A 22,103-nucleotide genomic window follows, 5' to 3' on the forward strand; every position below is an offset into this window, starting at 1 on the left:
TTATCCAATGGCTGCCAGCCAAGGCATATGGTCGAGCATCCATTGTGCGACGTGATTGATGGAGTTGGTTGCGATGAGGATGCCGAAGAGCAGTAGAAAGCCACCCATTGCCTTTTCGATGAGGGGCAAGTGCTTTCTGAACCGTGCCATCCATTGAATGAAGGGGCGGACCAGGAAGGCTGCCAGAACAAACGGTGCGGTCATTCCAACCCCGTAGACGAATAAAAGCACCGCTCCACGCCAGGCCGTTTCGGTTCCGGCTGCTGTAAACAGGATCGCGGCGAGCACCGGCCCAACACAGGGTGTCCAGCCAAAAGCAAACGCCAATCCAAGAACATATGCCCCAACAAGGCTTACATTTGATGTATCACCAACATCCGCTCGAAATTGGCGATACAGGAAGCCGATGCGGATAATCCCCAAGAAATGCATGCCCATCACAATGATGATGGCCGCAGCGATCCAACGCAGGATGTCAAAATACTCTCGTACCAGCTGTCCGAATATCGAAGCCGTCGCACCCAGCGCCATGAAGATCGTTATGATCCCGGCTGCAAATGCTATCGCAGAAAGCGTTGCCTTGCGACGAACGCCGCCGGGAATTGTAGAACCCGCAGATATCTGATCAATTCCAACGCCGGCCAGATAGCTAAGATAAAACGGCACGATAGGTAGGATGCAGGGCGACAAGAAAGACAGAAGTCCTGCGACCAAAGCTCCTGCAAATGTAATGTCGAGCATGGTCAAACCTGTCCTGGCACGCTATCATTCACATATTCAAAATAGTAAAGATATAACGCTGCGGTCAATCGGAGCTTAAGATGCGCCACCTAATTCCACTATTGCTTGCAATCGCGTTTCTTGTTTCTCCCGTGATTTCACGGGCAGAAATGACTCTTCTGATGGCCGAAGAAGATGGGTGTATGTGGTGCGCACGTTGGGACACAGACATCTCGGAGATCTACCCCAAGACACCGGAAGGACATGCTGCTCCACTTCAACGCATCGATATCCACGCAGCTCTGCCTGATGGCATCGCATTGGAGCGGCCTCTCTACTACACGCCAACCTTTGTTCTGCTGGACGATGGCCAAGAGGTCGGCCGGATCGAAGGCTATCCCGGCGAAGATTTTTTCTGGGGTTTGCTGGGCGTTTTACTGCGCGACGCGGGGGTACCGATTGAGACCTCTGGATAAACTGTGGCGCATTACATAAACTGTTATGAATGCGTGAAGCTATGAAAGCGAGGCGATCTTGTTGGACAAATCTTCGAAACTGCCTGTGTTCTCCCCGGACATGTGCGCCGAAGACATGGACAGAATGATGGAAAATGCTCAGAAGGCGTCAAGTTTCCTCAAGGCAATCAGCCATGAAGGACGCTTGATGATCTTGTGCTATCTGTCCTCGGGTGAAAAATCTGTCACGCAGATGGAAGAAATGCTCTCGGCACGCCAGGCCGCCGTGTCTCAGCAACTATCCCGCTTACGCTTTGAGGGCTTGGTGAAAACACGGCGCGAGGGGAAAACAATCTACTACAGATTGGCGGATGATCGATCGACACAGATCCTGGAAGTCGTTTACGATCTATTCTGCAGGGAGAAGTAGAAGCCGCCAAAAATACCCGCCAGCTTTGGGAGGAGACTGGCAATGTTTGAAGCATTGGGAGACGCCAACACCGTCGCCTTGATCGGTTTGATCGGTGGTATTGTGTTGGGCTTGGCCGCACGCATTGGCCGTTTTTGCACGTTGGGTGCAATCGAGGACTACCTCTACGCAGATGATGACCGGCGGCTGCGCATGTGGGCAATTGCGATCGGCGTAGCAATTGTAGGCAGCCACTCAGCTATGGCTTTAGGGTGGCTGGACCCTGTTGGAACAAGGTATCTTGCACAGACCTGGAACCCACTTGGATCGATCGTGGGTGGTCTCATGTTCGGTTACGGAATGGCCATCAGCGGAAACTGTGGCTATGGCGCGCTGGCAAGGCTTGGAGGCGGCGACCTTCGATCATTCGTCATCGTTTTGATTATGGGTCTGTCTGCTTACGTTGTCATGTCCGGGCCCCTTGCATATTTGCGCGTATGGGTCTTCCCCGAGGAAATGGATATTGAAGGCCCACAGAGCATTAGCTTCCTTGCCGAACAACTGACCTCTATCCCAGCTTGGCTCATTGGCGCGGTCATCGGCATTGCGTTGGTGATTTTCGCCTTGGCAAACCGGCGCTTCCGCCGCGCTCCCGCACAGGTATTTTGGGGATCTGTAGTTGGGCTGGCGATCGTATCAGGGTGGCTCGGCACGAATTGGGTTGCGACGCACGGTTTCGATGGTGAACCGGTTCAAACCCATACCTTCGCCGCACCACTTGGCGACACGTTATTCTACCTCATGACAGCGTCCGGAAACACTTTGTCCTTTGCGGTCGGATCAGTCTCCGGCGTTCTCATTGGCGCATTTTTGGGGTCCTGGTCCAAAGGTCATTTCCGATGGGAAGCATGCGAAGATCCACGCGAACTCAAGCGTCAAATGCTCGGAGCGGCGATTATGGGGCCAGGTGCGATCATCGCGGTCGGTTGCAGCGTCGGACAAGGTATTTCTGCCTTCTCACTTTTGGCCTACAGCGCGCCTGTAACATTCGCTGCCATCTTCGCCGGTGCGGCGCTTGGCTTGAAACAACTCGTGTATGGGCTGTCCTTCATAACTGAGCGTTGAGGTCACAGTTCAAACAAGAATTCACGTGTGAAGGATGGTTTCGGCGGTTCTCTTTTTTAGAAAACGATTGCCTTTGATGGCACATATCGGCACGAGGTGTTCATTAATCAGATACGCTCATGCGTTCGCTATGCGAACCAAAGCGCTCATTCTGATCACGTTCACAAACCAAGCTGATCTTAGTCACTCGCTCGCTTCTGCAATGATCGTTGTCCACGCATCGTGCTGGGACAAGAAAACCCTGCCGTTCAGACCGTCGACAATATGAGACCGTTTGAGTCTGTCCATAACAGGACCCTTGACTTCGGACAGATGTAGGCCAACGCCAAGCTCCCTAAGGCGGTGATTGATCGCCTCGAGAGTTTCCAGCGCTGAGTAGTCCACTTCGTTAACGGCGGAGAACATCAAAACAACATGTTTGACCTTCGTCCGGTCGGCAAGGCGACTGAAGATCAGTTCTTCCAGAAAGCCGGCGTTTACAAAGTAAAAACTCTCGTCGATGCGCAGCGTTAGCACCGTAGGTGCGGTTTCGACATCGTGGCGCTGGACATTTCGAAAGTGCTCTGTCCCAGGCACGCGGCCCACTTCCGCAACATGCGGTCGAGACGTCTTGTACAAATGCAAAAGTATTGAAATCGCCACTCCAGACGCGACGCCGACTTCGACACCCATACCGAGCGTCAGCAAAACCGTTGCTGATACCGCGATGAAGTCTGCACAGGAATAGTCCCATGTTCTGCGAAATATTGAAAAATCCACGAGGCTCAAAACCGCCACAATGATTGTAGCGGCCAACGTGGCGTTTGGCAGGAAATACACCAATGGTGTCAACGCCAAGGCGGCGATTGCGAGGCCAAGCGCAGTATAGGCGCCAGCAGCTGGAGTTTCAGCGCCAGCATCGAAATTGACGACTGATCGCGCAAATCCCCCCGTGACTGGGTAGCCTCCGGTGAACGCTGCGCCTATGTTGGCTGCGCCCAGTCCAATGAGTTCCTGGTCCGGATCAATCCGTTGACGTTTCTTGGCTGCCAAAGTTTGCGCGACTGAGACGGATTCGACAAAGCCAATCACTGAAATCAGGACTGCCGGAACCAACAGCGCTGCAAGCAATTCGGGCGCAAATACTGGCAATGTAAGCGGCGGCAGGCTTTGCGGGACTTCCCCAACGATTTTCACACCCATTTCGACAAGATCTAGTGCCCAAACAGTAACCGTAGTTGCAACTACGGCGGCAACAGGTCCCGCCTTTGTTAGAATATCGGCAAGCGCCGCCGGAGCACCCAACCTCAATAACCCGGGTTTTAACCATTGGCGGGCCCAAAAAAGGAAGGCTGTCGCACTGAGGCCGATGACAAGCGTAACCCAATTCACCTCGTGCAAGTGCGCTGCAATCGATGCGACAATCTCAAGCAATGTATGTCCGTGCGCATTCACACCCAAAATGTGCTTGAGTTGGCTGGCAGCGATCAAGATCCCAGATGCTGTGATAAACCCTGCAATTACCGGATGGCTCAAAAAATTAGCCAGGAAGCCTAGCCGCAAGAACCCCAAAAGCAACAGGAAACCGCCAGAAATAAATGCGAGGGTTAGTGCCGCAACCGCGTAACCTGCCGTGCCTTGTTCTGCAACCTGACCGACCGCCGACGCTGTTAATAGTGAGACAACGGCTACCGGGCCAACCGCTAAGGCGCGACTGGTTCCAAATATTGCGTAAAGAAGAATTGGCGCGATGGATGCATACAGCCCTGCTTCTGGAGGTAATCCAGCCAAGAGCGCGTAGGCCAAGGATTGGGGTATCAGCATGATGGTGACGATCACCGCCGCCATCAGATCGTTAGAAAGCTCTGCCCGTCCATAGCTGCGAGCCCAACTCAGAACCGGCAGATATTGCGCCGTCCGCATCCTTACCTCCCGCTACGCCGCAGTGTCTCGTCGTGCGTGCCACAGCGTTGCAGCGCGCTGACCGCTTCGGCAGTAACCAAGGACAGGCTCGGACAGCTCTGCCAACGCCTCAGAAAATGCAATGTGGTTCGCTTCTGTTGCGCCGGAGGGTTTAACCGGCACATAGCGAGCTTGCAGACCTTGCGCCTTGGCGCATTCTTGGATCTGGCTAAAAGTAGGCTGCTCCTTTTGTTCACCGTCAGGACGCACACAGATTAGCGAGCGAAATCCAAGCGTTTTGACTTCCGCCAAGTCATCGGTCTCCAATTGACCGCAAGTACTGAAGTCGTGGGAAATTTGGGTGATTTCCATCGCTCTCATCCTTTCAAAATCAGAGTTTGTTGACCGGAACCTTGAGCATGGGGTTGCCGTCCACGTCCGTTGGCACTTCACCCGCGCGCATATTTACTTGAAGAGATGGGATGATCAGCTTCGGCATTGCCAGCAGAGCATCTCGTTCTACACGGAACTTGACGAACTCTTCTTTTGATTTGCCACCACCAACGTGGATATTGTGGGCTTTCTCATTGCCGACAGTTGTTTCCCAGGCGATGTCGCGCCCATTTGGTCCGTAGTCATGGCACATGAAAAGTCGTGTTTCGTCCGGCAAGCTCAGGACTTTTTGAATGCTATGGTAAAGCGTTGCTGCATCGCCACCGGGAAAATCCGCGCGCGCTGATCCCCCATCCGGCATGAACAAAGTATCGCCCACAAAAGCCGCATCTCCTGCGACATGTACCATGCAAGCCGGCGTATGGCCGGGGGTGTACATTGTGAACACCTGCATATTGCCAACCGTGTACGTATCGCCGTCTTCGAAAAGCTGATCGAACTGGCTGCCATCACGCTGGAACTCGGTACCTTCATTGAAGACCTTCCCAAACGTGTCCTGCACGATCATGATTTTTGAACCAATGCCGATTTTTCCCCCAAGCTTTTGTTGGATATACGGCGCTGCACTCAAATGATCGGCGTGAACATGGGTCTCAATGATCCATTCCAAATTTAGATCTTGGCTTACGATTTGGTGGACGAGCTCGTCTGCGTGATCGTGAGTGATGCACCCCGCCGCGTAGTCAATGTCCATTACGCTATCGACAATGGCACATGAGTTCGAGGTGGGATCCTTCACAATATAGCTGATGGTGTTCGTCGCCTCATCGAAGAAAGCCTGAACGTCCGGCTTGATGTTCATGTTCACAGGATACGTCATCTGATTGTACTCCAGGGTGGTTCAGGGAAATCGGTGACTACGCCGCCGACTGAACAGGACGCGCGAAAAGGAGCCTGCGCAGTACAAACCCGGCAAGAACGGCAACCAGAAAGAGAACAACTTCCCAACGCCCGGTACCAAGTGCCGGTATCGCAGCGCCGGGGCAGAAGCCTGCAATTCCCCAACCGATGCCGAAGATAGCCGAACCACCAACCAATCGCTTGTCTACGTTCGTCGCGTTTGGGATCTGAAAACGCCCACCAAAGAGCGGCGTTGTTTGCCGCCAGGCAAGTCTGTAGCCGAAGAACGTGACCAGGAGCGCACCACCCATAACAAAGGCGAGGCTAGGATCCCACGTCCCGGCAATATCGAAGAAATTCAAAACTTTGGCCGGATCCATCATGCCCGAAACTGCGATACCAACGCCAAAGATAAGGCCGGCAAACAAAGCAAAAACAAGTTTCATTGCTTTATACTCCAAAGACGTGACGAATCAGGAAGACTGTGATTGCAGCTGTGACCATGAAGGTCGGCACTGCCACCAAAGAGCGAACAGACAGCCGAGATAGTCCACAAACACCATGCCCTGACGTGCAGCCAGATCCGAGACTGGCGCCCAGACCGACGATCACACCGCCGATCACGATCATAATCGGGCTGACGGGTACCGTAAGTTCAGGCATTGCACCGGTCGCAGCATAGATCAGGCCCGGTGCGAGCATCATTCCCACAACCAAGGCTGTTCGCCAGGCGAATTCCTCGCGGTTTTCTGGGAATGCCAAGCCAGACAATATGCCCGTTGCACCCATGATCCGTCCAAGTCCGAGCATCAAAAGCACGGATCCAAGTCCAATTGCGAGCCCCCCTCCAAATGAGGCGATCGGCGTAAACGCGGTTTCCATCAGGCGTCTCCGGTTGTTCATGTTGCAACCTGATTACCGGCCGGTACCTTACTTTTCAGTGACAATGTCACTTAACGCAAAGAATTCATGCGCTGTTCGCCAAACGCTCCAATTGAGGTTTGTTCTGGAGGGTGATCCGCCCCCTCGTCTGAAGGATAAGTCCTCGCTTTTGAAAATCATTCAGTATGCGTGAAACGACCTCACGCGCTGTCCCTAACTCGTTTGCTAAAGCCTGATGCGTCGCCTGGATTTCGGAATGGCCTTCTCCAAGCGCCAAAAGGCGCTCTGCCAGTCGAACATCCATTCTGCCAAAGGCGACATCGTCGACTACGCGCAAAAGATCAATCAACCGACGAGAATAAGCCGAGAAAACGAAACCGCGAAAACTGTCTTCTTCAGCAGCCAGCCTATCAAATGAAGTTTTAGGTAATGTGATAGCCGTAACGTCGGTCTCGGCAATCCCCTCAGCATTATAAGCTTCCTCGGACAACATGCACGCGGTGGTCAGCACGCAGCTCTCTCCAGCTTCAACGCGATAAAGCACGATTTCTCGCCCGGCATCAGAACTTTGAGAAACGCGTATGCGGCCGGCATATAAAAACATCAGACTGTCCGGGATGTTGTCGGGTCCAAAAACTTGCTGACCCTGCTTGTATGTAACCACACGTGCTTCATGTAGAAGCTTATCCCTGACCCGCCGAGGTAGATTTCTCGTGCCAAGAAAGCTTTCGGTCCAATCTCCCTTCAATTGATGTCCTATGCTCTGTGCGTTCGGTTCACTGGTTCCCTACAAAGATGCGGTGGCACGAGATTTGGATCAATGGCTCTCTTCGTTTTTCTAACCAGCTAGATCCGAGCATCGCCCAAAATTGGCCAGCCCGACTTGCCATTAACGCACGGCTCAGCGCTTTGGCCGCTTTGGGCTCGGAGTGGCCGTTCGCGGCACCAGGCCTGAATGACAGCTCTGCGGACGATTCTGACATTCGTTGCCAAGCAGAACTGCTTGAGCGTTTAAACAATTTCTCCACAAACAATGACACCTAAGTTGCGAGCAATTTTGAACGGCATGAAAATTTGGAAAAGCGCGGTCACTGGGTCTTATTGATTCAGATCAACGCCATAACTCTCATTCACATCAGAATGGTGGAATACAAATTCGGGCCTTCGCGTTTAAGAGGTTCTTGCAGCCAGTGATTTTTGGGAGGGTACTATGCAACGGCTACCTGCACGGAAGACCGCATTATTAAGTTCAGCACTTATTTTAGCGGCACCGATGGCAGCGCATTCCAGCGACTGGAACTTCGAGGCCACTATTTATCTGTTCATGCCAGAGACCGAGACATCGCTGGATACTCCACGAGGCAACATCGATGCCACGCTCAGTTTTTCGGATGCGCTAAGCAATTTGGACCTTGCATTTATGGGTACAATTGCTGCTAGCAATGGGCGGTGGAGCTTGCTAGCTGACTACAACTATACCGACATTTCTTTTGGAGATGACACACCTGGACCAGCGTTTTCCGGGTTGGACACATCACTCAAGACGCAGTTTTTGAGTGGCTATGTTGGCTACCGTGTCTATGAAGATCCATCCGTACAGGTAGACGTTGCAGGAGGTTTCAGGTGGTTTAGTACAGAAACCCAGTTCACACTGTCACCCGGAGCGTTGCCCGGGCGTACAACTTCTGTGGACGCAGACTGGACTGACCCTGTTGTCGGAGCCCGTGCTCGGTTTAAATTCTCAGACAGGTGGACCGGCACGGCGTTTTTAGATTATGGCGGATTCAGCAGCGACAGCGAGACTTGGCAAGTATTGTTGACCGCGGATTACTCGATAAACGAAAGATGGATGATTAGAGGCGGATTTCGCTACATCACGTTCGATCACGAGATCAACGGCAACGACTTTACTTTCAGTCAGTCGGGGCCGGTTATCGGTGCGACGTACCGCTTTTGATTAGCACCCGAAGAACTGTGTGCAATTGTGCGTGCATGACACGGATGCGATAGCGCAACACGAAGCAATGGATTTGCAAAGATTGCTGTTTCCGCGGAAGCTTGAGACAGACAGTTCTTGTTTGGGCCAGTAGCAACTATTCCCTCGATTACGCTGGATGTCCACTTTGTAGACGATACTATCATTTGTGCGGCAGGGCCCATAGTTTACTATGCAATACTAAACCCGAGTACTTCTAACGGGTGACATTCAAACAAATGATGGCCTCTTCCCGAGAAATGCGAGGCCAACTGTTTGCGCTCAAGCCCGAACCTTCCTCCGCTTCTATCGCTTCGCGCTTTTTCAGCCGTTGCGAGGCTTTTGAGTTTTCGAAGGGCCGCGGATGAATTGCTGATTTCGCAAAGCACGGTCAGCCATCACATTAAGCAGCTTGAAGCGATGCTCGGAACGCCGCTTTTCGCACGACATGCCCGCAGCATCTCGTTAACTCCTGAGGGGGAGCGATATCTCGTAGAAATCAACACCGCATTCCGTACGATCACGGATGCGACCGCAGAGCTTCGGGCCGAAGCTGGGCGGGAGACGCTTCGCGTCACGGCGCTGCCGTCCTTCTGCTCAATGTGGCTCATGTCGCGTCTTGCCTCATTTTCGGATGTCCATCCAGGGATTGACATTGAACTGGACCCGACACTCGAGGTTGTCAGCTTTGCTCACGACGAGGCTGATCTGGGCGTGAGGTTCGGAACCGGCCCGTGGAAGGGTGTGGATGCCCGGTTGCTGCATGTGGAAAAGATCGCACCCGTTGCACATTCTGAGCGAACCCTACCGCTCACAGACCTGTCTGACGAACAACTTCTTACGAGCCGCAAGGAGCAGGAATGGCAGTCTTGGGCGGAGTCGCGCGGAATTGATATAGCGGGCACGAAGCGGATGCCGCTCAATGACTATAATGTTGTTGTTCAGGCTGCAATCGATGGCGGAGGTGTGGCAATCGGTCGTCAGTTGCTCGTTGAAACACTCGTGCGTGAAGGTCGGCTCACTTGGCTCGCAGAACCCAAGACAGTAGACGAAGACCTCGGCTATTGGCTGGTTAGCGCTGAAGGACGGCCTTTCACCCGAGCAATGTCGCTATTCGCTGACTGGCTCACCGAGGCTCTCGCGGAAACCGATTTTTGAGCCTTGCCATCAAGCGATCCATTTAATCGATCACTGACACGCCTCCTTCGAATTGGTAAGAAACCAAGCGCCAAATTACGTTCCTCCTTGTAACCGAAGGGAGGACGCCATGACCAAAGCGCGACCCGATAGCCGCCCAACGCACGGCCAGAAGGACCTGTTTTCAGATCTCGTCGATCACGGGCCTGTGGCAGACAAGTTTGACGCGCCTGTCGAACTCGGCCTGCTTCAACGCATCGTCGTTGCCGGCTTCCACGTACTGACAACTCGTAAGACGCGACAGGCACTGGAAGGTCTTGAGCGCGTTCGTTTGCGCGACATCGGCCTGGAGCGGAGCGATATTGATCGCGCTGTCCGAGATTCCGCTGACCAGGCGGCCGAAGAATTCGCGCGCCGGTTACACGGTCGCTGGCATACCGCCGTTCAAAGCGCTGGAAGCCTCAACGCAGAGAGCAAACGCCTTATGTGCGCCGGAAGGGGGCAGTGATGAGACTACGCGACCCTTCCGCTAACAAGAGCCAGGTCACACGCCGCACAATGCTGCAGTTGACCGTGGCTAGCGCGTTCAGCGCGGGCCTTCGACCATCCCCGAGCTTTGGAGAACCCAACATGACCCACCCGAAACCTGCCGTACCGGCCGATGCCACATTTGACGGCACTTGGCCTTTTCCCGCACACTACACCGACGCGCCCGGTTACGCCGCCCACTACGTTGATATCGGCGAGGGGCCCGAGACTCTGCTTCTGCTGCATGGCGAGCCCACCTGGAGCTATCTTTTCCGGCACCAAATCGCCACGTGGTCGCGCCATCATCGGGTCGTGGCGGTTGACCATATGGGCTTTGGCAAGAGCGCAACACCAAGCGACCGAACCTACTGGCTGCAGGACCATATCGACAATCTGGAAGCGGTCGCTCTTGCCCTCGACTTGCGAGACGTGACCCTTGTGATGCATGACTTTGGCGGACCGGCAGGTATGGGGCTCGCAATCCGCCATCCAGACCGGATAAAGCGGATTGTCTCCATCAACGGGCCAACGCCGTTCGGTCAGGCCGATCTCGTTGACAGGCTGGTTGCGAATGCTGGCGAAGCCCCTTGGTTTCAGTGGATCCTGAAAGCGCAAGATGACGGCACTCTGGAACCGCTCCTGGGCCAGCTTGATTACACAATCCTGTCCACAATGAAGCTGAACGGTTTCGAAGACGCCTCAATCGTCACGGACGCTTGGCTCAAAGCCTATCGGGCGCCATTCCCAACACCGGCAGAAGCTGCTGGCGCGATTGGATGGGCCAAGGGGTTTGCGACCGGGGCGCATAAGTTTGAAGAACCGGACGCGGCGGCCCGACTGGCGATCAGTGCGAAACCAGCACTCGCTATCTGGGGGGAAGAAGACCGCACGCTGCATGCAAAGCACTTTCTTCCACTGTTCGAGGCGGTGTTTCCGAGCGGCAAAATTCAGCGCCTGCCGGGTGCTGGCCATTACAGCCCTGAAGACGCCCCGCGTGAAGTGACGGATCACGTGCTGTCTTTCATCGGCTAAAGGCAGCTCCGGGCCGGTCCTTGACGGTGGCGCAAGCCCGAGGCACGGTGAATGCCGCTCTGAAAGAAACGCGCCTGGAGGCCGAAATGAATGATGGATCAGCAAGTCCCGGGCCAATACTGAGGTTGTTCCAAGTCCAAACTAAGCCTGGCCGTGCAGGTGAACTGATCGCGAAATTCGGGGTGACTTCCGCGGAAGTTGTGCGTGGGCACCCCGGGAACTTGGGTTATTTCTTCGGCCACGGTGTCGGCATGGATGACGATTATGTCGTCTTTACATCGGTATGGCGCGACATCAAAGCGGTGCAAGCGCGGTTCGGGGAAACATGGCAGGAGTCCTTCCTTCCCCCAGGCTACGAAGAGCTAATTGAAGAGTGCTCTATCCGCCATATCGATGTGGGGCAGGGTTGGCAGTTGGACCTTGCCCAGGCAACTTAGGTGGGCAGTACTGGGACATAGTAGTTCTACAAAGTCTCTACGGCGATGGTCCGACAGGGTGGGTTTAGAGCCGTCTGCCCATTCGACAGAGCGCAGCGAAGGTCGGCTTTGTCATGGGTTGGCCATAAATGCGGCTCGGATCGCGGCTTTCATAGCGTCCTGAGGCCCTTGTTCTTTCGGCTTGCTGGATGCCATCACCAGCTTGGAGGCGGGAGTGTTTCCGAGGCTCAATGCATCGTTCACCACCGATAGACCTCCGTGAAGCGAGGAGCGACCAAGCAGACCCACTGCGATCCCGGCTTCTACTGCTGCAATCACACCCGAGACGCTTTGGCTAGAGTAGACAACGCGATATGGCTTTCCGCGGGCTTGCAATGAAGTGACTGCCGCGTCGCGCCACCAGCACGCATGATCGAACAAGGCCACTGGAAGGCTTTCATCGGCCCGAAAGTGCCGGTGCGCCGATGACACCCAACATGTCGGGTCTTCATAAACAACCTCTTCGTGACTGGACAGGCTTTCGACCTCATAGACCGCAAGGTCTAGCGCCCCCTTATCGAGGGCTTCTGGAAAATTTGTGCTCAAGGCGCAGGTGATATCCAGTTCGACTTTCGGATGTTGACGGGCAAAGGTGGCAATGATCGCCGCAAGTCTGGCGCGCCCGTGATCGTCGGGTATGCCCAAACGCAGTTTGCCGCTCACTGTGTTCTGTGAAATCTCTCGTAGTGCGGTGTCGAGACGGGCCGTCACATCCTGCGCGACTGGAAAGAGCTTTCGCCCCGTGTCGCTCAAGACCACCCCGCGCCCATGCCTATCAAAGACCGGCTGACCCAGAATCGCTTCGAGACGCTTGATTTGAAGACTTGTCGCAGATTGCGACCGGTGGATGCGGGCAGCACCGTCGGTGACGCTTCCGGCATCAGCCACCGCGACGAAGGTTCGCAGAAGATCACTATCCAGGTTTTCCATTTGTTTTTCCAATATCGGAAATTGAAACTATGCGTTTCACAGATGCCTTGTGCCGCACTATTTTTCAAGGTCAAAGGAGTATCCCATGTCAGATCAGACCGCTGCCAAGCAAGCATCTAATCGGAAACCCCTGGTTTGGGGCGTGTCCCTGCTGCTGGCAGGCATCTGTCTTGCCTGGCCGGAACACGCCGCAAACGCAGCAAAGTTTGTCCTATGGGGCCTGATTGTCGTGGCCCCTATCGTCATTCCGGGCATCGCGCTTGCAGCCTGGATCATCGCAAGCGGCGCAGATACCCACATCGCTGCTGCCTTCGAAGGCAGAACACTGAGAACGGTTCTGGCTGCCTCGCTCATTGGAGCCATCACACCCGTATGCGGTGTGACCGTGCTGCCTTTGATGGCCGGATTGCTGGCTGCGGGCGTACCGCTCGCTCCGATCATGGCCTTCTGGCTGTCTTCTCCGGTAACGGACCCCGCAATGCTCGCGACAACAGCGGCAACCCTTGGTCTGAGCTTTGCGATTGGCAAGACGCTTGCCGCCTTCGGATTGGGGCTATTCGGCGGCGCGATCACCAGCCTGTTTGCCCAGACGCCCTGGGCCATGAATGCGCTTCGGGACAATGGCCTGGCGCGCCAGCTAAGTGCTGCACGATGCGGTGAAGATCAGCACTTTGATCCGTGGGTATGGCGGTCTGAGGCGCGACGTCATTCTTTCGGCAAGCAGGCTAGGGCAACCACGCGGCTTATCCTGATTTGCCTGATCCCGGCATTTGCGGCGGAGTATGCCTTGAACGCGGCCCTTACACCGGGTGCACTGGCAGCATATGTTGGCGAAGACAAATGGTGGGCCATCCCCGCCGCTGTCTTCGTCGGTGCCCCGGCCTATATCGACGGATACGCTGCGCTTCCGTTGACACGGGGGTTGATCGACAACGGCATGTCCGCAGGGGCAGCGATGGCGTTTCTTGTTTCGGGCGGCGCGGTCAGCATTTGGGGAGCTATGGCCATCGCACCGGTGCTCAAATTGCAACCATTCATGCTCTATCTGCTGCTTGCTGTTCTGGGGTCGCTCGGGGCGGGGTATTTCTTTGGGTGGATCGTCTGAGATTCAGCGTTAACGGGATGCAGACGTTCAGAGAACTGCAACAAAGTCTAGTTCGGCTCTACTGGCGGGCGCAATGAAAAGGCGCGGGACTTCTTTGCCAGGTCAATCATGCAACACTAAAATAGAACAATGAAATACTTGCTCCAAACCCCAACTGCCAGAGCGATCCTCATGGCACTCTTCGTAATCACTGTTGTGAGGTTATGCAGTTATGACAGCGATGAAGGGGCTGGATATCAGGAGTGTGATAAGGAGTATTGGGCCGTTGGGGGCAAGCCCTAACCCGACTATCTTCAAACTATTGAGCGAGTGAGTGCTTTTGGTTTTCAAATGACAAAAATAGCGTCAGGAGATTGCTCGACTCCTCTAAGTCAGGTTTGTCCGGCGAATTTCTAGTTCGACGACCTTCAGATTTCGCGCCTGCAGCGAATGGCCGGAAAGCGGGCGCGAATGCAGCACTTTAGGTAGGCGGTGAATGTCTCTTTTGGGCCGATTCGTACAAGGAAGAATAGCGCGGAGGACCGGGCTTTCACCGAGGATCGGGACGTTTAGACCATGCACGGAGCGTGCTATCGGATCGACGGCCGGTGATCTGATCTCGCGACCCGCTTCACCCCGGCTCTTTGCGGCGTTAGTCTCCGGTCCGAGCAACATTGAAAGGAGCCGCCCCATGTCCCTCTTCTCTATTTAACATAATTTTGATTCTACGTTTTTGGTTGCGTGGCCCGGAGCGCTCGGCCAAGTCTAGGCCTAAAATTTGCGTGTTTTCCATCGGTCGACCCTCCCTATCGCGACCCACATCGGGTGCTCCAGTTCAATTGTTAACCGGCGGGAGACGCAAACGACCACATCAACTTGTGAATACTTTCACTGAAGCTAGACAGCGAAAATGTCACCCGCGAGCGTTGCAGGAATTTCACTTTGCCCTCGGAACTAATTTTGTCTGAGCATACGTTGCAAAGGCAAGGCCGTGCGCCCGACCGCATCAAGCACTCAACATGCGCCCGCCAGTCACCAAAACTCTAATACGAGATGGCCCAGAACACGGGGCTAGACACTCTGATCGTTCCAAATATTTGCAACACAACCAGCGGACATCTTTGCCATCAACCTTCCTCTTGGAAGAGCACGCCAGCTCCGAACATCCCGTTGGGGTCAAGCGCGCGTTTGATCGTCCGTAGAGTTTGAAACTGTGAACTTTCTTTTCTCTTCTTTAGCATGTCTGCTTTTGCCCGACCGATCCCGTGCTCGGCGCTATAAGAGCCACCAATGTCGACCAGCAGATCGACGATGCGTGAAGCGAACCGAACCCGGTCGATATTCTCCCAACACTCCCCCTCATCCGCAACTACGGCATAGTGGATGTTGCCGTCACCGAGATGCCCGACCAGCATAGGCTTCAGACCGGACTCAGTGGCAAGTGGCGCGGCGCGGTCGAGAAACGCGGGAACCTGAGACAGCGGCAGTGAGACGTCCAGCGACAAGAACGGTCCCGTGGCGCGGATGGTCTCCAGAACCTCTTCACGAAGCACCCACAGATCGAGCCGCTGCTGCTCCGACGTAGCAAAGAATCCGTCGATTACGATTTCTCGGTCCATCAACTCAGCAACGATCTCGAGCATCACCGTATCAATCCGCACTGAACCGTCGTCAGCAATTTCCGCGTCGTCCGCTCTTGTCGAGGCAAGCTCAACCAGAATACCGGTCTCGACAGGGCCGTCCAACGGCGCGCGCAGGTTCGGATTATGCGCTACAATAGCCTCGACTATGTCACCGGGCATCCATTCAAAGGCTTCGACCAGCCCACCCGATCCGTCTTGAAGGGCGTTGAGCACCTCGAGTGCGGCACTGATATCGGAAAGGGCAAGAAAGGCCGTGGATCGCACCTTGGGGATCGGGAACAGTTTCAGCACCGCGCCGGTGATTATTCCCAACGTGCCTTCAGAGCCGATCAGTAAGTTCTTGAGGTCGTAGCCGGTATTGTCCTTGCGCAGCCCTGTCAGCCCATTGATGATCTTGCCGTTGGGCAGCACTGCTTCTATCCCGAGACAGAGGTCACGGGCGTTTCCATAGCGCAGCACATTTGCACCACCCGCATTGGTGGCCAGTGCACCGCCTATCAGAGCGGAACCGCGCGCGCCAAACATCAGCGGAAATTCCAGCCCGTACTCGGCCACCTTGTCCTGCAGGGTTTGCAAGACAACACCAGCATCCACCGTAGCAGTCCGCGCCGCGGTGTCTATCTCGCGAATATTGTTGAGGCGCCTCAAGGACAGAACAATGCCCTTCTTTTCGCCCGGTACGCTGCCCCCGGAAACCGAAGTGTTGCCGCTTTGAACGGTTATTGCCGTTCCGGTTTCATTGGCGGCACGGACAACTGCGGCAACCTCTTCGGATGTTGCGGGTTGAACAACCGCCTCAGCCTCACCGGAATAGGCGCCGGTCCAATCAGTCAGATAGGGCGCCATTGCGGCGGGATCCGTCAGGACATTTTGTTCACCGACGATGCTTGCGAATATCTCCATTCTCCAATTCCTCCGCTCTACTCGTAAGGATGGTTTTTGGGGGAAAATCTCATCCCGGTCCCACCCTATGACCAAGTGGGCCTATGTCATCCGGCCGGCACATCAGCATCGTTTCCAGTTCAGCCCGCATCTCCGCATGTTCGGAGTCTTCGAACAGATTGACCATTTCATTGGGGTCATTTGCGAGGTCATACATCTCGCCCGCGCCAGATCGGATGTCCATCGTGAGTTTGGCGTTCCGTGTGCGTACGGTGCGCAGCGACAGAGCAACACCGACACGGTTGGGAAACAGCTCCCATTCCATCATCGCGAAGTCACGTTCCTGGTCCTCTTCATAGACCGGCCTCAGCGATTTTCCATGCTGCGGCAGGCCCGGCTCAGTATCAGAAAGGTCATAGAACGTGGCGGCAAGATCGAGCGTAGAAACTGGCTGATCATTGACTTTGCCAGCCGGGACTCCCGGGCCTTTTACCAGCAACGGTACGCGGAGCAGCCCTTCGTAGGGCATCGGTCCCTTGAGGATCAGGCCGTGGTCACCCAGCCATTCTCCATGGTCCGACGAGTAAATCACGATGGTGTTTTCATCGAGCCCCGCTTCTGCCAATACATTCAGGATCCGACCGACTTGTTCGTCAATAAAGGAAATTTGGCCATAGGTGTTGGCGATAATCTCCCTAAGCTGATCATCGGTCTGATGGTCGATACGCGAATAGGACGAACGGACCGCAACCTCATTTGCGTCTCCTTCAGGTGAGTTTTCCATCGCCGCGCGGTGCCACCAGGGACGGTTTTCCAGGTCAAGGGTTCGGTGTTCTGGCAGGTCCACATCCGCAGGATCATGAAGGCGAGACCAAGGCTCGGGACAATCAAATGGGTGGTGCGGATCGACGAAACTGATCCAGGCACAAAACGGTTTGTTTTTGTCGCGCCCATGTCGGAGCCACTCAATTGCGCGATCGGCGGTCCATGGCGTGTAATGCCAGTTGGTTGGAAGTTGTGAATGCCAGGTCTGGGCTGCCCCCATGGTTTCGCCGCCATTCTCCAGGTATTGCGCTGTTCGTTCTTCACCATGTCCATCCGCATAGAAAAACTTTTCGTAGTGCAGCCCGTGGGGCGGTGCGAGCGGCGGATGGTTGGTTGGACCGCTCAACATCATTTCGACGTGACGAAAACCCATGTAAGGACCATACCAATCTGGCCCGAAATCGACAGAAGACAGAACGGACTCTGGCCGTCCGGTCGGCTCCCTCGCGTCGTAACTGGAAAAATGCCCCTTGCCGAAAAACCCGGTGTCGTAACCTACGGCACTCAGAGTTCCAGCAAACCCTTTTTCGCCGGTCACCGTATCCAGATCGATCCCATTGTCATGCACTCCGTGCGTGCGACACAGCTGCCCTGTCAGAATCGAGGCACGCGCAGGCTGGCATACGGGTGAAGGGCAAATGGCCGTGGTAAATCGCGTTCCGTCGCGCGCCATCTGGTCCAGATTTGGAGTGCGCACATTGCGCCCTTCAACACCAAGGCAATCGCCGCGGTGCTGGTCGGCAGAAATAATAAGAAAATTCAGTTGCTTCATGGGTGACCTCACATTCAATGAGCCATGAGAACTGGGATATGAGCGTTTTCGAGAACGTATTTCGTCGGCCCTCCGAATAATTCTTCTCGGAACAGACTGTGTTCGAAAGCCCCCATCACAAGCATACCGGCGTCCACATCGTGACAATAACTCAGTATGTCTTTGCCAACATTCCGTGATGTCGCAGAATGGCGAATGCGCTTGGCTGAAACGCCGTGTCGCTGCAAGGAGGAAACCACGTCAATTCCCTTGAGCGGTGGGCGAATGTCGTCGCCAAAGCTGACCACATTGACCTTTTGCTTAGTTTCGAGGATGAGCATCGCATCGTTGAGTGCACGAGTAGCTGCCCGGCGCCCATCCCAGGCAAGGACAGCGGGTTTCGAAATTGTCGTTTCATCGTAGGCGGTTGGTATCACCAAAACCGGACGCCCAGCTTTCAGAGCAATTCGCTCAGGGTGCAGATCGATATCGGCAATCGCGGTGTGATCATGTTGTCCGACTAGCGTGATGTCATACATACAGGCGTACTGGGCGATGGTATTATCCGGTTCACCACTAAGAGAGATCCAGTGCAACATATCTTCCGGAACGTTCTCAGAAGCCAACGCGCGAAACTGCGCCTCGACCAAAGACTCGTTCTTTTGAATCGCTTCCTCAAGAATGCCGCGGACGTTGTCAGGAACCCAGGGCCTGCTGCTGAATTTTTCCCTTTTGCCCTCATGCGCCAGAATTCCAGTCAAATGAGCACCATACTTGCGATGCATCAAAAGTGCGGCGCGCAGTGCGTTTTTGGATGTTTCGGACCCATTGAAAGGCACAAGTAAGTTTTTGATCGCCATCATGCGTCCCTTTCTGCTTCGATGGCTGCGTTAGCAGCGGGTTTCTTGGGCCGGGAAAAGAAGATAATCACGGCAACTGACAGGGCCAGGAAGAAGAGCGACAACGGGCTCTTGAACAGGAAGAATGGGTCGCCACCAGCCACTGCAAAGGCCTGACGGAAGGCATTTTCCAGATTACCCGCCAGAATGAAGGCGATAACAAAGGGCAGTGTAGGAACCCTAAGCTTGCGCATCAAATAGCCGAGAACGGCAAAGGCAAAGGCAAAGTAGAAGGCATTGAAATCCGTTTCCTGAACGTAGATCGCTGTCAACGTCAGAAGCAGGACAATCGGCAAGAGCACCTGTTTCGGAATGGCTGCCATTACACCAACGGCTCGCATGAATTGCCCGCCGATGAGCCAGTTCATGATGTTGGCCAACATCATAGTGGTAAAGAGACCGAAGGCGATGATCAGTTCTGGGTTCACCTCCGAAGTGGTGAAGCGGAAGACGCTGGGTCCCGGGTTGAAGCCCCCTATGCTCTCAGCAGCCAGGATCAGGAACACAGCACCGACATTTCCAGGAATACCCAAGGATAGAACGGGAATAAGATTGGCCCCAGAGACTGAACTGTTTGCGGCTTCGGTTGCAGCGATCCCTTCAGGCGTACCTTCGCCAAACGGGACCGGCCCTTTATGCATACGTTCGCCGGTTGCATAGCCCAATGTCGCCGCCAATGTTGATCCAATCCCCGGCAATGCTCCGATTGCAGTGCCGATTACCGCCGACATGCTGATGAATGGCATGAGCTTACGTCGTTCCTTCAGGGACAACCGGTTGTCGCCCGACTGCGGTGTCTCGATCAAGGGCTGATTTGCCCTACGGTCGCGCCACATTTGTTCAAAGGCGTATAGCACCTCACCGAGGATCAGTACTCCGAGTACTGCGGTGATTAGAGGAACCCCTGACGAAAGAACATCAGAGCCAAAGGAAAGACGCGAATAGGTATCTTCGCCAGTACCAATCGCGGCGATCAAAAGACCAAGGAAAGCCGCAATCATCCCCTTCATTGGCGACGCACCGACAACGGCTGCGACAAACGCCAGAGACAGAAGGATCAGTGCGGCCTTTTCGCCGAAACCCAGGTAGGCCTCGACAAAAATCGCCAAAAACGGAGCACAGGTGAAAAGCACGAGGTCTGAAAACGTGTCGCCTGAGACAGAAGCGAAATGTGCTGTTCGAAGCGCTTTGCCCGCCTGCCCTTTCTTGGCCATCGGATAGCCATCAAGAGTAGTCAACATTGCATCCGGGGTACCAGGTGTGTTGAAGAGGATGGCTGGAACCGATCCGCCCACTGTCGCACCTTTCATCACACCAACCAGAAAGCCCAACACCGGTAATAGAGCATCCGGAGTGAAACCGAAGATCGACAACAAAATCGGCAATGACACGGCCATAATAAATGGGCCAGCCAATCCCGGCGTGGCACCCCCTATGATGCCGATAACAAAGCCCGCGAACACCATCAGGAGCGTGATTGGGATGCCAATTCCGAAGATCTCAAATGCGGCGGGACCGGCAATAACGGCCAGCACCCCGGCCCAGACATATTCAAAGACACTCATCAGAAATCTCCGTTTGGTGGCAACAGGATCGTGTCGAAGGGAACGTCGAAGATGAGGATCAGCACGACAACGGCCAGAAGCGAAGAAGCAGCGCGCTTTGCACTCAGGCGGCCTTCGATCAAAGACGTGATGCCAAAGACCATTGTGAAGCCACCAAGCACGAACCCGATGTATTTCCACGGAACCGCGCCGCGCAGCTGACGGTAGGTCACGGGTTCTTCACCGGACTGTGCAAAGAGTGCCACTGCCGCAGGCCCTGCCCAGTACATCAACACCAGGGACAGAACGCAGATCGCAGCGAAGATAGAAAAGAAAACTGCTGTGAGATGATCGAAGGGACTGTTTCCACCCTTGTCATCCTTCCTACGCATTGACAGAACAATATGGACCAGTGCGCAGACTGCAATTCCTGTCGCAGCCACCATTGGTAGCATCGCATCACCAATATAGGTCTGTCGGCGGAAAGTGTAGATCGGCGGTGTCTCGCTGTCTAACGGCACCCACAGAAAGAGAGCGGCGAGCGAGAGGACAAGGGAAACAAGTCCAATCCAGAATTCGACGGAGCGATTGAGCACGGCGTCCTCCCTGCATATTCATCCGGGGCCAGCGAAGATGCCAGCCCGGGATTATGATTAGCTCGCTGAATCGTCCAGAAGCGCGCTGTAGGAGTCATGCAGGTCATTGATCTGCTTGGTTAGGTCTTCGCCCTGAACAACCACCGAGCCAGAAAAAGCCTTGTCTGCAAACTTGGAGACTTTGCTTTCAGGGTCGGTCAGGATTTCGGAAATCGCTGAAATATATGCTTCTTTGGCGTCAGCTGGCATTCCCGCAGGCGCAACGACGATGAACTTTGATCCGAAAATGTAGGGTACGTTGTACTCTGACATCATCGGTGCATCGGGTGAGACACGCAACGGTTCAGTTTCCGCTGAGACCAGATTGACAACATCACCGGAAAGCACCCCGGGTGTTTGCACTCCAGCGGCCCAAGCGACATCCAAGTCGTCGGCGACCACACCATTCAAACCGCCTTTGCCGCCCTTCACCATTACGGTCGTGAATTCCACGCCATTGTTCTTACCAATGATGTAGATTGCATCGGCAAGCATCGGACTCATGGCACCAAATGTGATTTTTTCACCATCTTTGGCCGCAGCGATTACGTCACCCAGGTTGTTCCAACCACGACTGGATTTCGCAATAACAGCCATCTGCGTGCCTGTGATCGTGGAAAGATAGTCGAAATCCTCCAGCGCGTAACCGGGGTTGCGCGTGGCCTGGACACCGTATGTCATGGCCTCATCGACAGTTACGCCGATAGCCAGACCATCCGATGGTTCATCTTTCAGCGCGGAAGCCATAGTCGCTCCGCCCTTTCCGGGAGTGTTCTCAGGAATGATCTCCCAGCCAGTGCGAGAACTTAACTCCTCGGCTAAGAGTCTTCCCATCGTATCAACGCCACCTCCAGCGCGGAATGCGATCATCATTTTGATCGGTCCGCTGGGCTGCCAGTCTTCGGCCATGGCAGAGATTGAGCTGGCACCAAGCGCCAGAGCCGCAATGGCCCCCTTGAACATCGCACGTTTCATTTCTCACTCCTCCTTGAGTAAT

Annotated in this window: 23 protein-coding genes; 9 read left to right on the forward strand and 14 right to left on the reverse strand. The window is 54.7% G+C overall.

Annotated features, from left to right (window positions below; genetic code table 11):
• Positions 1–741, reverse strand: coding sequence for a cytochrome c biogenesis CcdA family protein (locus ACXADZ_RS20550; protein ID WP_475199459.1), 741 nt, complete (start codon positions 739–741; stop codon positions 1–3).
• 80 nt (positions 742–821) lie between these two features.
• Between ACXADZ_RS20550 and ACXADZ_RS20555 the strand changes: the two genes are divergently transcribed.
• From ACXADZ_RS20555 to ACXADZ_RS20565, 3 genes are all read left to right on the forward strand, one after another.
• Positions 822–1,196 (forward strand): thioredoxin domain-containing protein, encoded by a 375-nt coding sequence (locus ACXADZ_RS20555; protein WP_171672323.1) that lies wholly within the window; start codon positions 822–824, stop codon positions 1,194–1,196.
• Positions 1,197–1,296: 100 nt separating this feature from the next.
• A complete protein-coding gene (locus ACXADZ_RS20560) occupies positions 1,297–1,605 on the forward strand; it encodes a metalloregulator ArsR/SmtB family transcription factor (RefSeq protein ID WP_475200141.1) in 309 nt (102 codons plus the stop codon).
• A gap of 42 nt (positions 1,606–1,647) precedes the next feature.
• Entirely contained in the window at positions 1,648–2,709 is a 1,062-nt protein-coding gene (locus ACXADZ_RS20565) for a YeeE/YedE family protein (RefSeq protein WP_170542830.1), read from the forward strand.
• A gap of 183 nt (positions 2,710–2,892) precedes the next feature.
• Here the strand turns inward: ACXADZ_RS20565 and ACXADZ_RS20570 are convergent, their stop codons facing one another.
• From ACXADZ_RS20570 to ACXADZ_RS20595, 6 genes are all read right to left on the reverse strand, one after another.
• Positions 2,893–4,611, reverse strand: coding sequence for a SulP family inorganic anion transporter (locus ACXADZ_RS20570; protein WP_475199464.1), 1,719 nt, complete (start codon positions 4,609–4,611; stop codon positions 2,893–2,895).
• Between the two features lie 12 nt (positions 4,612–4,623).
• Positions 4,624–4,962 (reverse strand): TIGR01244 family sulfur transferase, encoded by a 339-nt coding sequence (locus tag ACXADZ_RS20575; protein ID WP_170542826.1) that lies wholly within the window; start codon positions 4,960–4,962, stop codon positions 4,624–4,626.
• A gap of 19 nt (positions 4,963–4,981) precedes the next feature.
• Positions 4,982–5,863, reverse strand: coding sequence for an MBL fold metallo-hydrolase (locus ACXADZ_RS20580; RefSeq protein ID WP_475199469.1), 882 nt, complete (start codon positions 5,861–5,863; stop codon positions 4,982–4,984).
• A 37-nt stretch (positions 5,864–5,900) separates the two neighbouring features.
• Entirely contained in the window at positions 5,901–6,329 is a 429-nt protein-coding gene (locus ACXADZ_RS20585) for a DUF6691 family protein (RefSeq protein ID WP_475199472.1), read from the reverse strand.
• 4 nt (positions 6,330–6,333) lie between these two features.
• Entirely contained in the window at positions 6,334–6,765 is a 432-nt protein-coding gene (locus tag ACXADZ_RS20590; RefSeq protein WP_475199474.1) for a YeeE/YedE family protein, read from the reverse strand.
• An 85-nt stretch (positions 6,766–6,850) separates the two neighbouring features.
• Positions 6,851–7,513 carry a Crp/Fnr family transcriptional regulator gene (locus tag ACXADZ_RS20595; RefSeq protein ID WP_475199477.1) on the reverse strand — a complete coding sequence of 221 codons (663 nt, stop codon included), beginning with the start codon at positions 7,511–7,513 and terminating at the stop codon, positions 6,851–6,853.
• A gap of 462 nt (positions 7,514–7,975) precedes the next feature.
• Here ACXADZ_RS20595 and ACXADZ_RS20600 point away from each other — a divergent pair, with 462 nt between their 5' ends.
• From ACXADZ_RS20600 to ACXADZ_RS20620, 5 genes are all read left to right on the forward strand, one after another.
• On the forward strand, positions 7,976–8,722 hold the full coding sequence (locus ACXADZ_RS20600) for a porin family protein (RefSeq protein WP_171672299.1): 747 nt from the start codon (positions 7,976–7,978) through the stop codon (positions 8,720–8,722).
• A gap of 294 nt (positions 8,723–9,016) precedes the next feature.
• Positions 9,017–9,898: a LysR substrate-binding domain-containing protein gene (locus ACXADZ_RS20605; RefSeq protein ID WP_475199482.1), complete on the forward strand. Its 882-nt coding sequence runs from the start codon at positions 9,017–9,019 to the stop codon at positions 9,896–9,898.
• Between the two features lie 109 nt (positions 9,899–10,007).
• A complete protein-coding gene (locus tag ACXADZ_RS20610; RefSeq protein ID WP_475199484.1) occupies positions 10,008–10,385 on the forward strand; it encodes a DUF1127 domain-containing protein in 378 nt (125 codons plus the stop codon).
• A 122-nt stretch (positions 10,386–10,507) separates the two neighbouring features.
• The gene (locus tag ACXADZ_RS20615; protein ID WP_475199486.1) at positions 10,508–11,437 is read left to right on the forward strand and encodes an alpha/beta fold hydrolase; all 930 of its coding nucleotides are present in this window, start codon (positions 10,508–10,510) and stop codon (positions 11,435–11,437) included.
• A gap of 86 nt (positions 11,438–11,523) precedes the next feature.
• The gene (locus ACXADZ_RS20620) at positions 11,524–11,874 is read left to right on the forward strand and encodes an antibiotic biosynthesis monooxygenase (RefSeq protein WP_475199487.1); all 351 of its coding nucleotides are present in this window, start codon (positions 11,524–11,526) and stop codon (positions 11,872–11,874) included.
• Positions 11,875–11,985: 111 nt separating this feature from the next.
• Here the strand turns inward: ACXADZ_RS20620 and ACXADZ_RS20625 are convergent, their stop codons facing one another.
• Positions 11,986–12,843, reverse strand: a complete 858-nt coding sequence (locus ACXADZ_RS20625) for a LysR substrate-binding domain-containing protein (protein ID WP_475199488.1) — start codon at positions 12,841–12,843, stop codon at positions 11,986–11,988.
• An 85-nt stretch (positions 12,844–12,928) separates the two neighbouring features.
• On the opposite strand from ACXADZ_RS20625, the gene ACXADZ_RS20630 reads away from it, so the two are divergent.
• Positions 12,929–13,948, forward strand: coding sequence for a permease (locus ACXADZ_RS20630; protein ID WP_475199490.1), 1,020 nt, complete (start codon positions 12,929–12,931; stop codon positions 13,946–13,948).
• Between the two features lie 1,106 nt (positions 13,949–15,054).
• Here ACXADZ_RS20630 and ACXADZ_RS20635 read toward each other — a convergent pair.
• Genes ACXADZ_RS20635 through ACXADZ_RS20660 form a run of 6 tightly spaced genes read right to left on the reverse strand, consistent with a single transcriptional unit; the run spans position 15,055 to position 22,081 of the window.
• Positions 15,055–16,473 carry an FAD-binding oxidoreductase gene (locus ACXADZ_RS20635; RefSeq protein ID WP_475199493.1) on the reverse strand — a complete coding sequence of 473 codons (1,419 nt, stop codon included), beginning with the start codon at positions 16,471–16,473 and terminating at the stop codon, positions 15,055–15,057.
• A gap of 49 nt (positions 16,474–16,522) precedes the next feature.
• Positions 16,523–18,049: a sulfatase-like hydrolase/transferase gene (locus ACXADZ_RS20640; protein ID WP_475199494.1), complete on the reverse strand. Its 1,527-nt coding sequence runs from the start codon at positions 18,047–18,049 to the stop codon at positions 16,523–16,525.
• A 14-nt stretch (positions 18,050–18,063) separates the two neighbouring features.
• The gene (locus ACXADZ_RS20645; protein WP_475199496.1) at positions 18,064–18,888 is read right to left on the reverse strand and encodes a universal stress protein; all 825 of its coding nucleotides are present in this window, start codon (positions 18,886–18,888) and stop codon (positions 18,064–18,066) included.
• Positions 18,888–20,492, reverse strand: a complete 1,605-nt coding sequence (locus ACXADZ_RS20650; RefSeq protein ID WP_475199497.1) for a tripartite tricarboxylate transporter permease — start codon at positions 20,490–20,492, stop codon at positions 18,888–18,890. Before ACXADZ_RS20650 ends, ACXADZ_RS20645 begins: the two co-directional genes overlap by 1 nt.
• Positions 20,492–21,067: a hypothetical protein gene (locus ACXADZ_RS20655; protein ID WP_475199498.1), complete on the reverse strand. Its 576-nt coding sequence runs from the start codon at positions 21,065–21,067 to the stop codon at positions 20,492–20,494. The genes ACXADZ_RS20650 and ACXADZ_RS20655 overlap by 1 nt, the downstream gene beginning before the upstream one ends.
• Before the next feature lie 57 nt (positions 21,068–21,124).
• A complete protein-coding gene (locus tag ACXADZ_RS20660) occupies positions 21,125–22,081 on the reverse strand; it encodes a tripartite tricarboxylate transporter substrate-binding protein (RefSeq protein ID WP_475199500.1) in 957 nt (318 codons plus the stop codon).
• Between the last annotated feature and the right edge of the window lie 22 nt (positions 22,082–22,103).

Source organism: Ruegeria sp. ABM4_193 (assembly GCF_056158705.1).

Coding starts and splice junctions, on each gene's coding strand:
- ACXADZ_RS20550 (WP_475199459.1), bottom strand. CDS start 741: ATGCTCGACATTACATTTGCAGGAGCTTTGGTCGCAGGACTTCTGTCT.
- ACXADZ_RS20555 (WP_171672323.1), top strand. CDS start 822: ATGCGCCACCTAATTCCACTATTGCTTGCAATCGCGTTTCTTGTTTCT.
- ACXADZ_RS20560 (WP_475200141.1), top strand. CDS start 1,297: ATGTGCGCCGAAGACATGGACAGAATGATGGAAAATGCTCAGAAGGCG.
- ACXADZ_RS20565 (WP_170542830.1), top strand. CDS start 1,648: ATGTTTGAAGCATTGGGAGACGCCAACACCGTCGCCTTGATCGGTTTG.
- ACXADZ_RS20570 (WP_475199464.1), bottom strand. CDS start 4,611: ATGCGGACGGCGCAATATCTGCCGGTTCTGAGTTGGGCTCGCAGCTAT.
- ACXADZ_RS20575 (WP_170542826.1), bottom strand. CDS start 4,962: ATGGAAATCACCCAAATTTCCCACGACTTCAGTACTTGCGGTCAATTG.
- ACXADZ_RS20580 (WP_475199469.1), bottom strand. CDS start 5,863: ATGACGTATCCTGTGAACATGAACATCAAGCCGGACGTTCAGGCTTTC.
- ACXADZ_RS20585 (WP_475199472.1), bottom strand. CDS start 6,329: ATGAAACTTGTTTTTGCTTTGTTTGCCGGCCTTATCTTTGGCGTTGGT.
- ACXADZ_RS20590 (WP_475199474.1), bottom strand. CDS start 6,765: ATGGAAACCGCGTTTACGCCGATCGCCTCATTTGGAGGGGGGCTCGCA.
- ACXADZ_RS20600 (WP_171672299.1), top strand. CDS start 7,976: ATGCAACGGCTACCTGCACGGAAGACCGCATTATTAAGTTCAGCACTT.
- ACXADZ_RS20610 (WP_475199484.1), top strand. CDS start 10,008: ATGACCAAAGCGCGACCCGATAGCCGCCCAACGCACGGCCAGAAGGAC.
- ACXADZ_RS20615 (WP_475199486.1), top strand. CDS start 10,508: ATGACCCACCCGAAACCTGCCGTACCGGCCGATGCCACATTTGACGGC.
- ACXADZ_RS20620 (WP_475199487.1), top strand. CDS start 11,524: ATGAATGATGGATCAGCAAGTCCCGGGCCAATACTGAGGTTGTTCCAA.
- ACXADZ_RS20625 (WP_475199488.1), bottom strand. CDS start 12,843: ATGGAAAACCTGGATAGTGATCTTCTGCGAACCTTCGTCGCGGTGGCT.
- ACXADZ_RS20630 (WP_475199490.1), top strand. CDS start 12,929: ATGTCAGATCAGACCGCTGCCAAGCAAGCATCTAATCGGAAACCCCTG.
- ACXADZ_RS20635 (WP_475199493.1), bottom strand. CDS start 16,473: ATGGAGATATTCGCAAGCATCGTCGGTGAACAAAATGTCCTGACGGAT.
- ACXADZ_RS20640 (WP_475199494.1), bottom strand. CDS start 18,049: ATGAAGCAACTGAATTTTCTTATTATTTCTGCCGACCAGCACCGCGGC.
- ACXADZ_RS20645 (WP_475199496.1), bottom strand. CDS start 18,888: ATGGCGATCAAAAACTTACTTGTGCCTTTCAATGGGTCCGAAACATCC.
- ACXADZ_RS20650 (WP_475199497.1), bottom strand. CDS start 20,492: ATGAGTGTCTTTGAATATGTCTGGGCCGGGGTGCTGGCCGTTATTGCC.
- ACXADZ_RS20660 (WP_475199500.1), bottom strand. CDS start 22,081: ATGAAACGTGCGATGTTCAAGGGGGCCATTGCGGCTCTGGCGCTTGGT.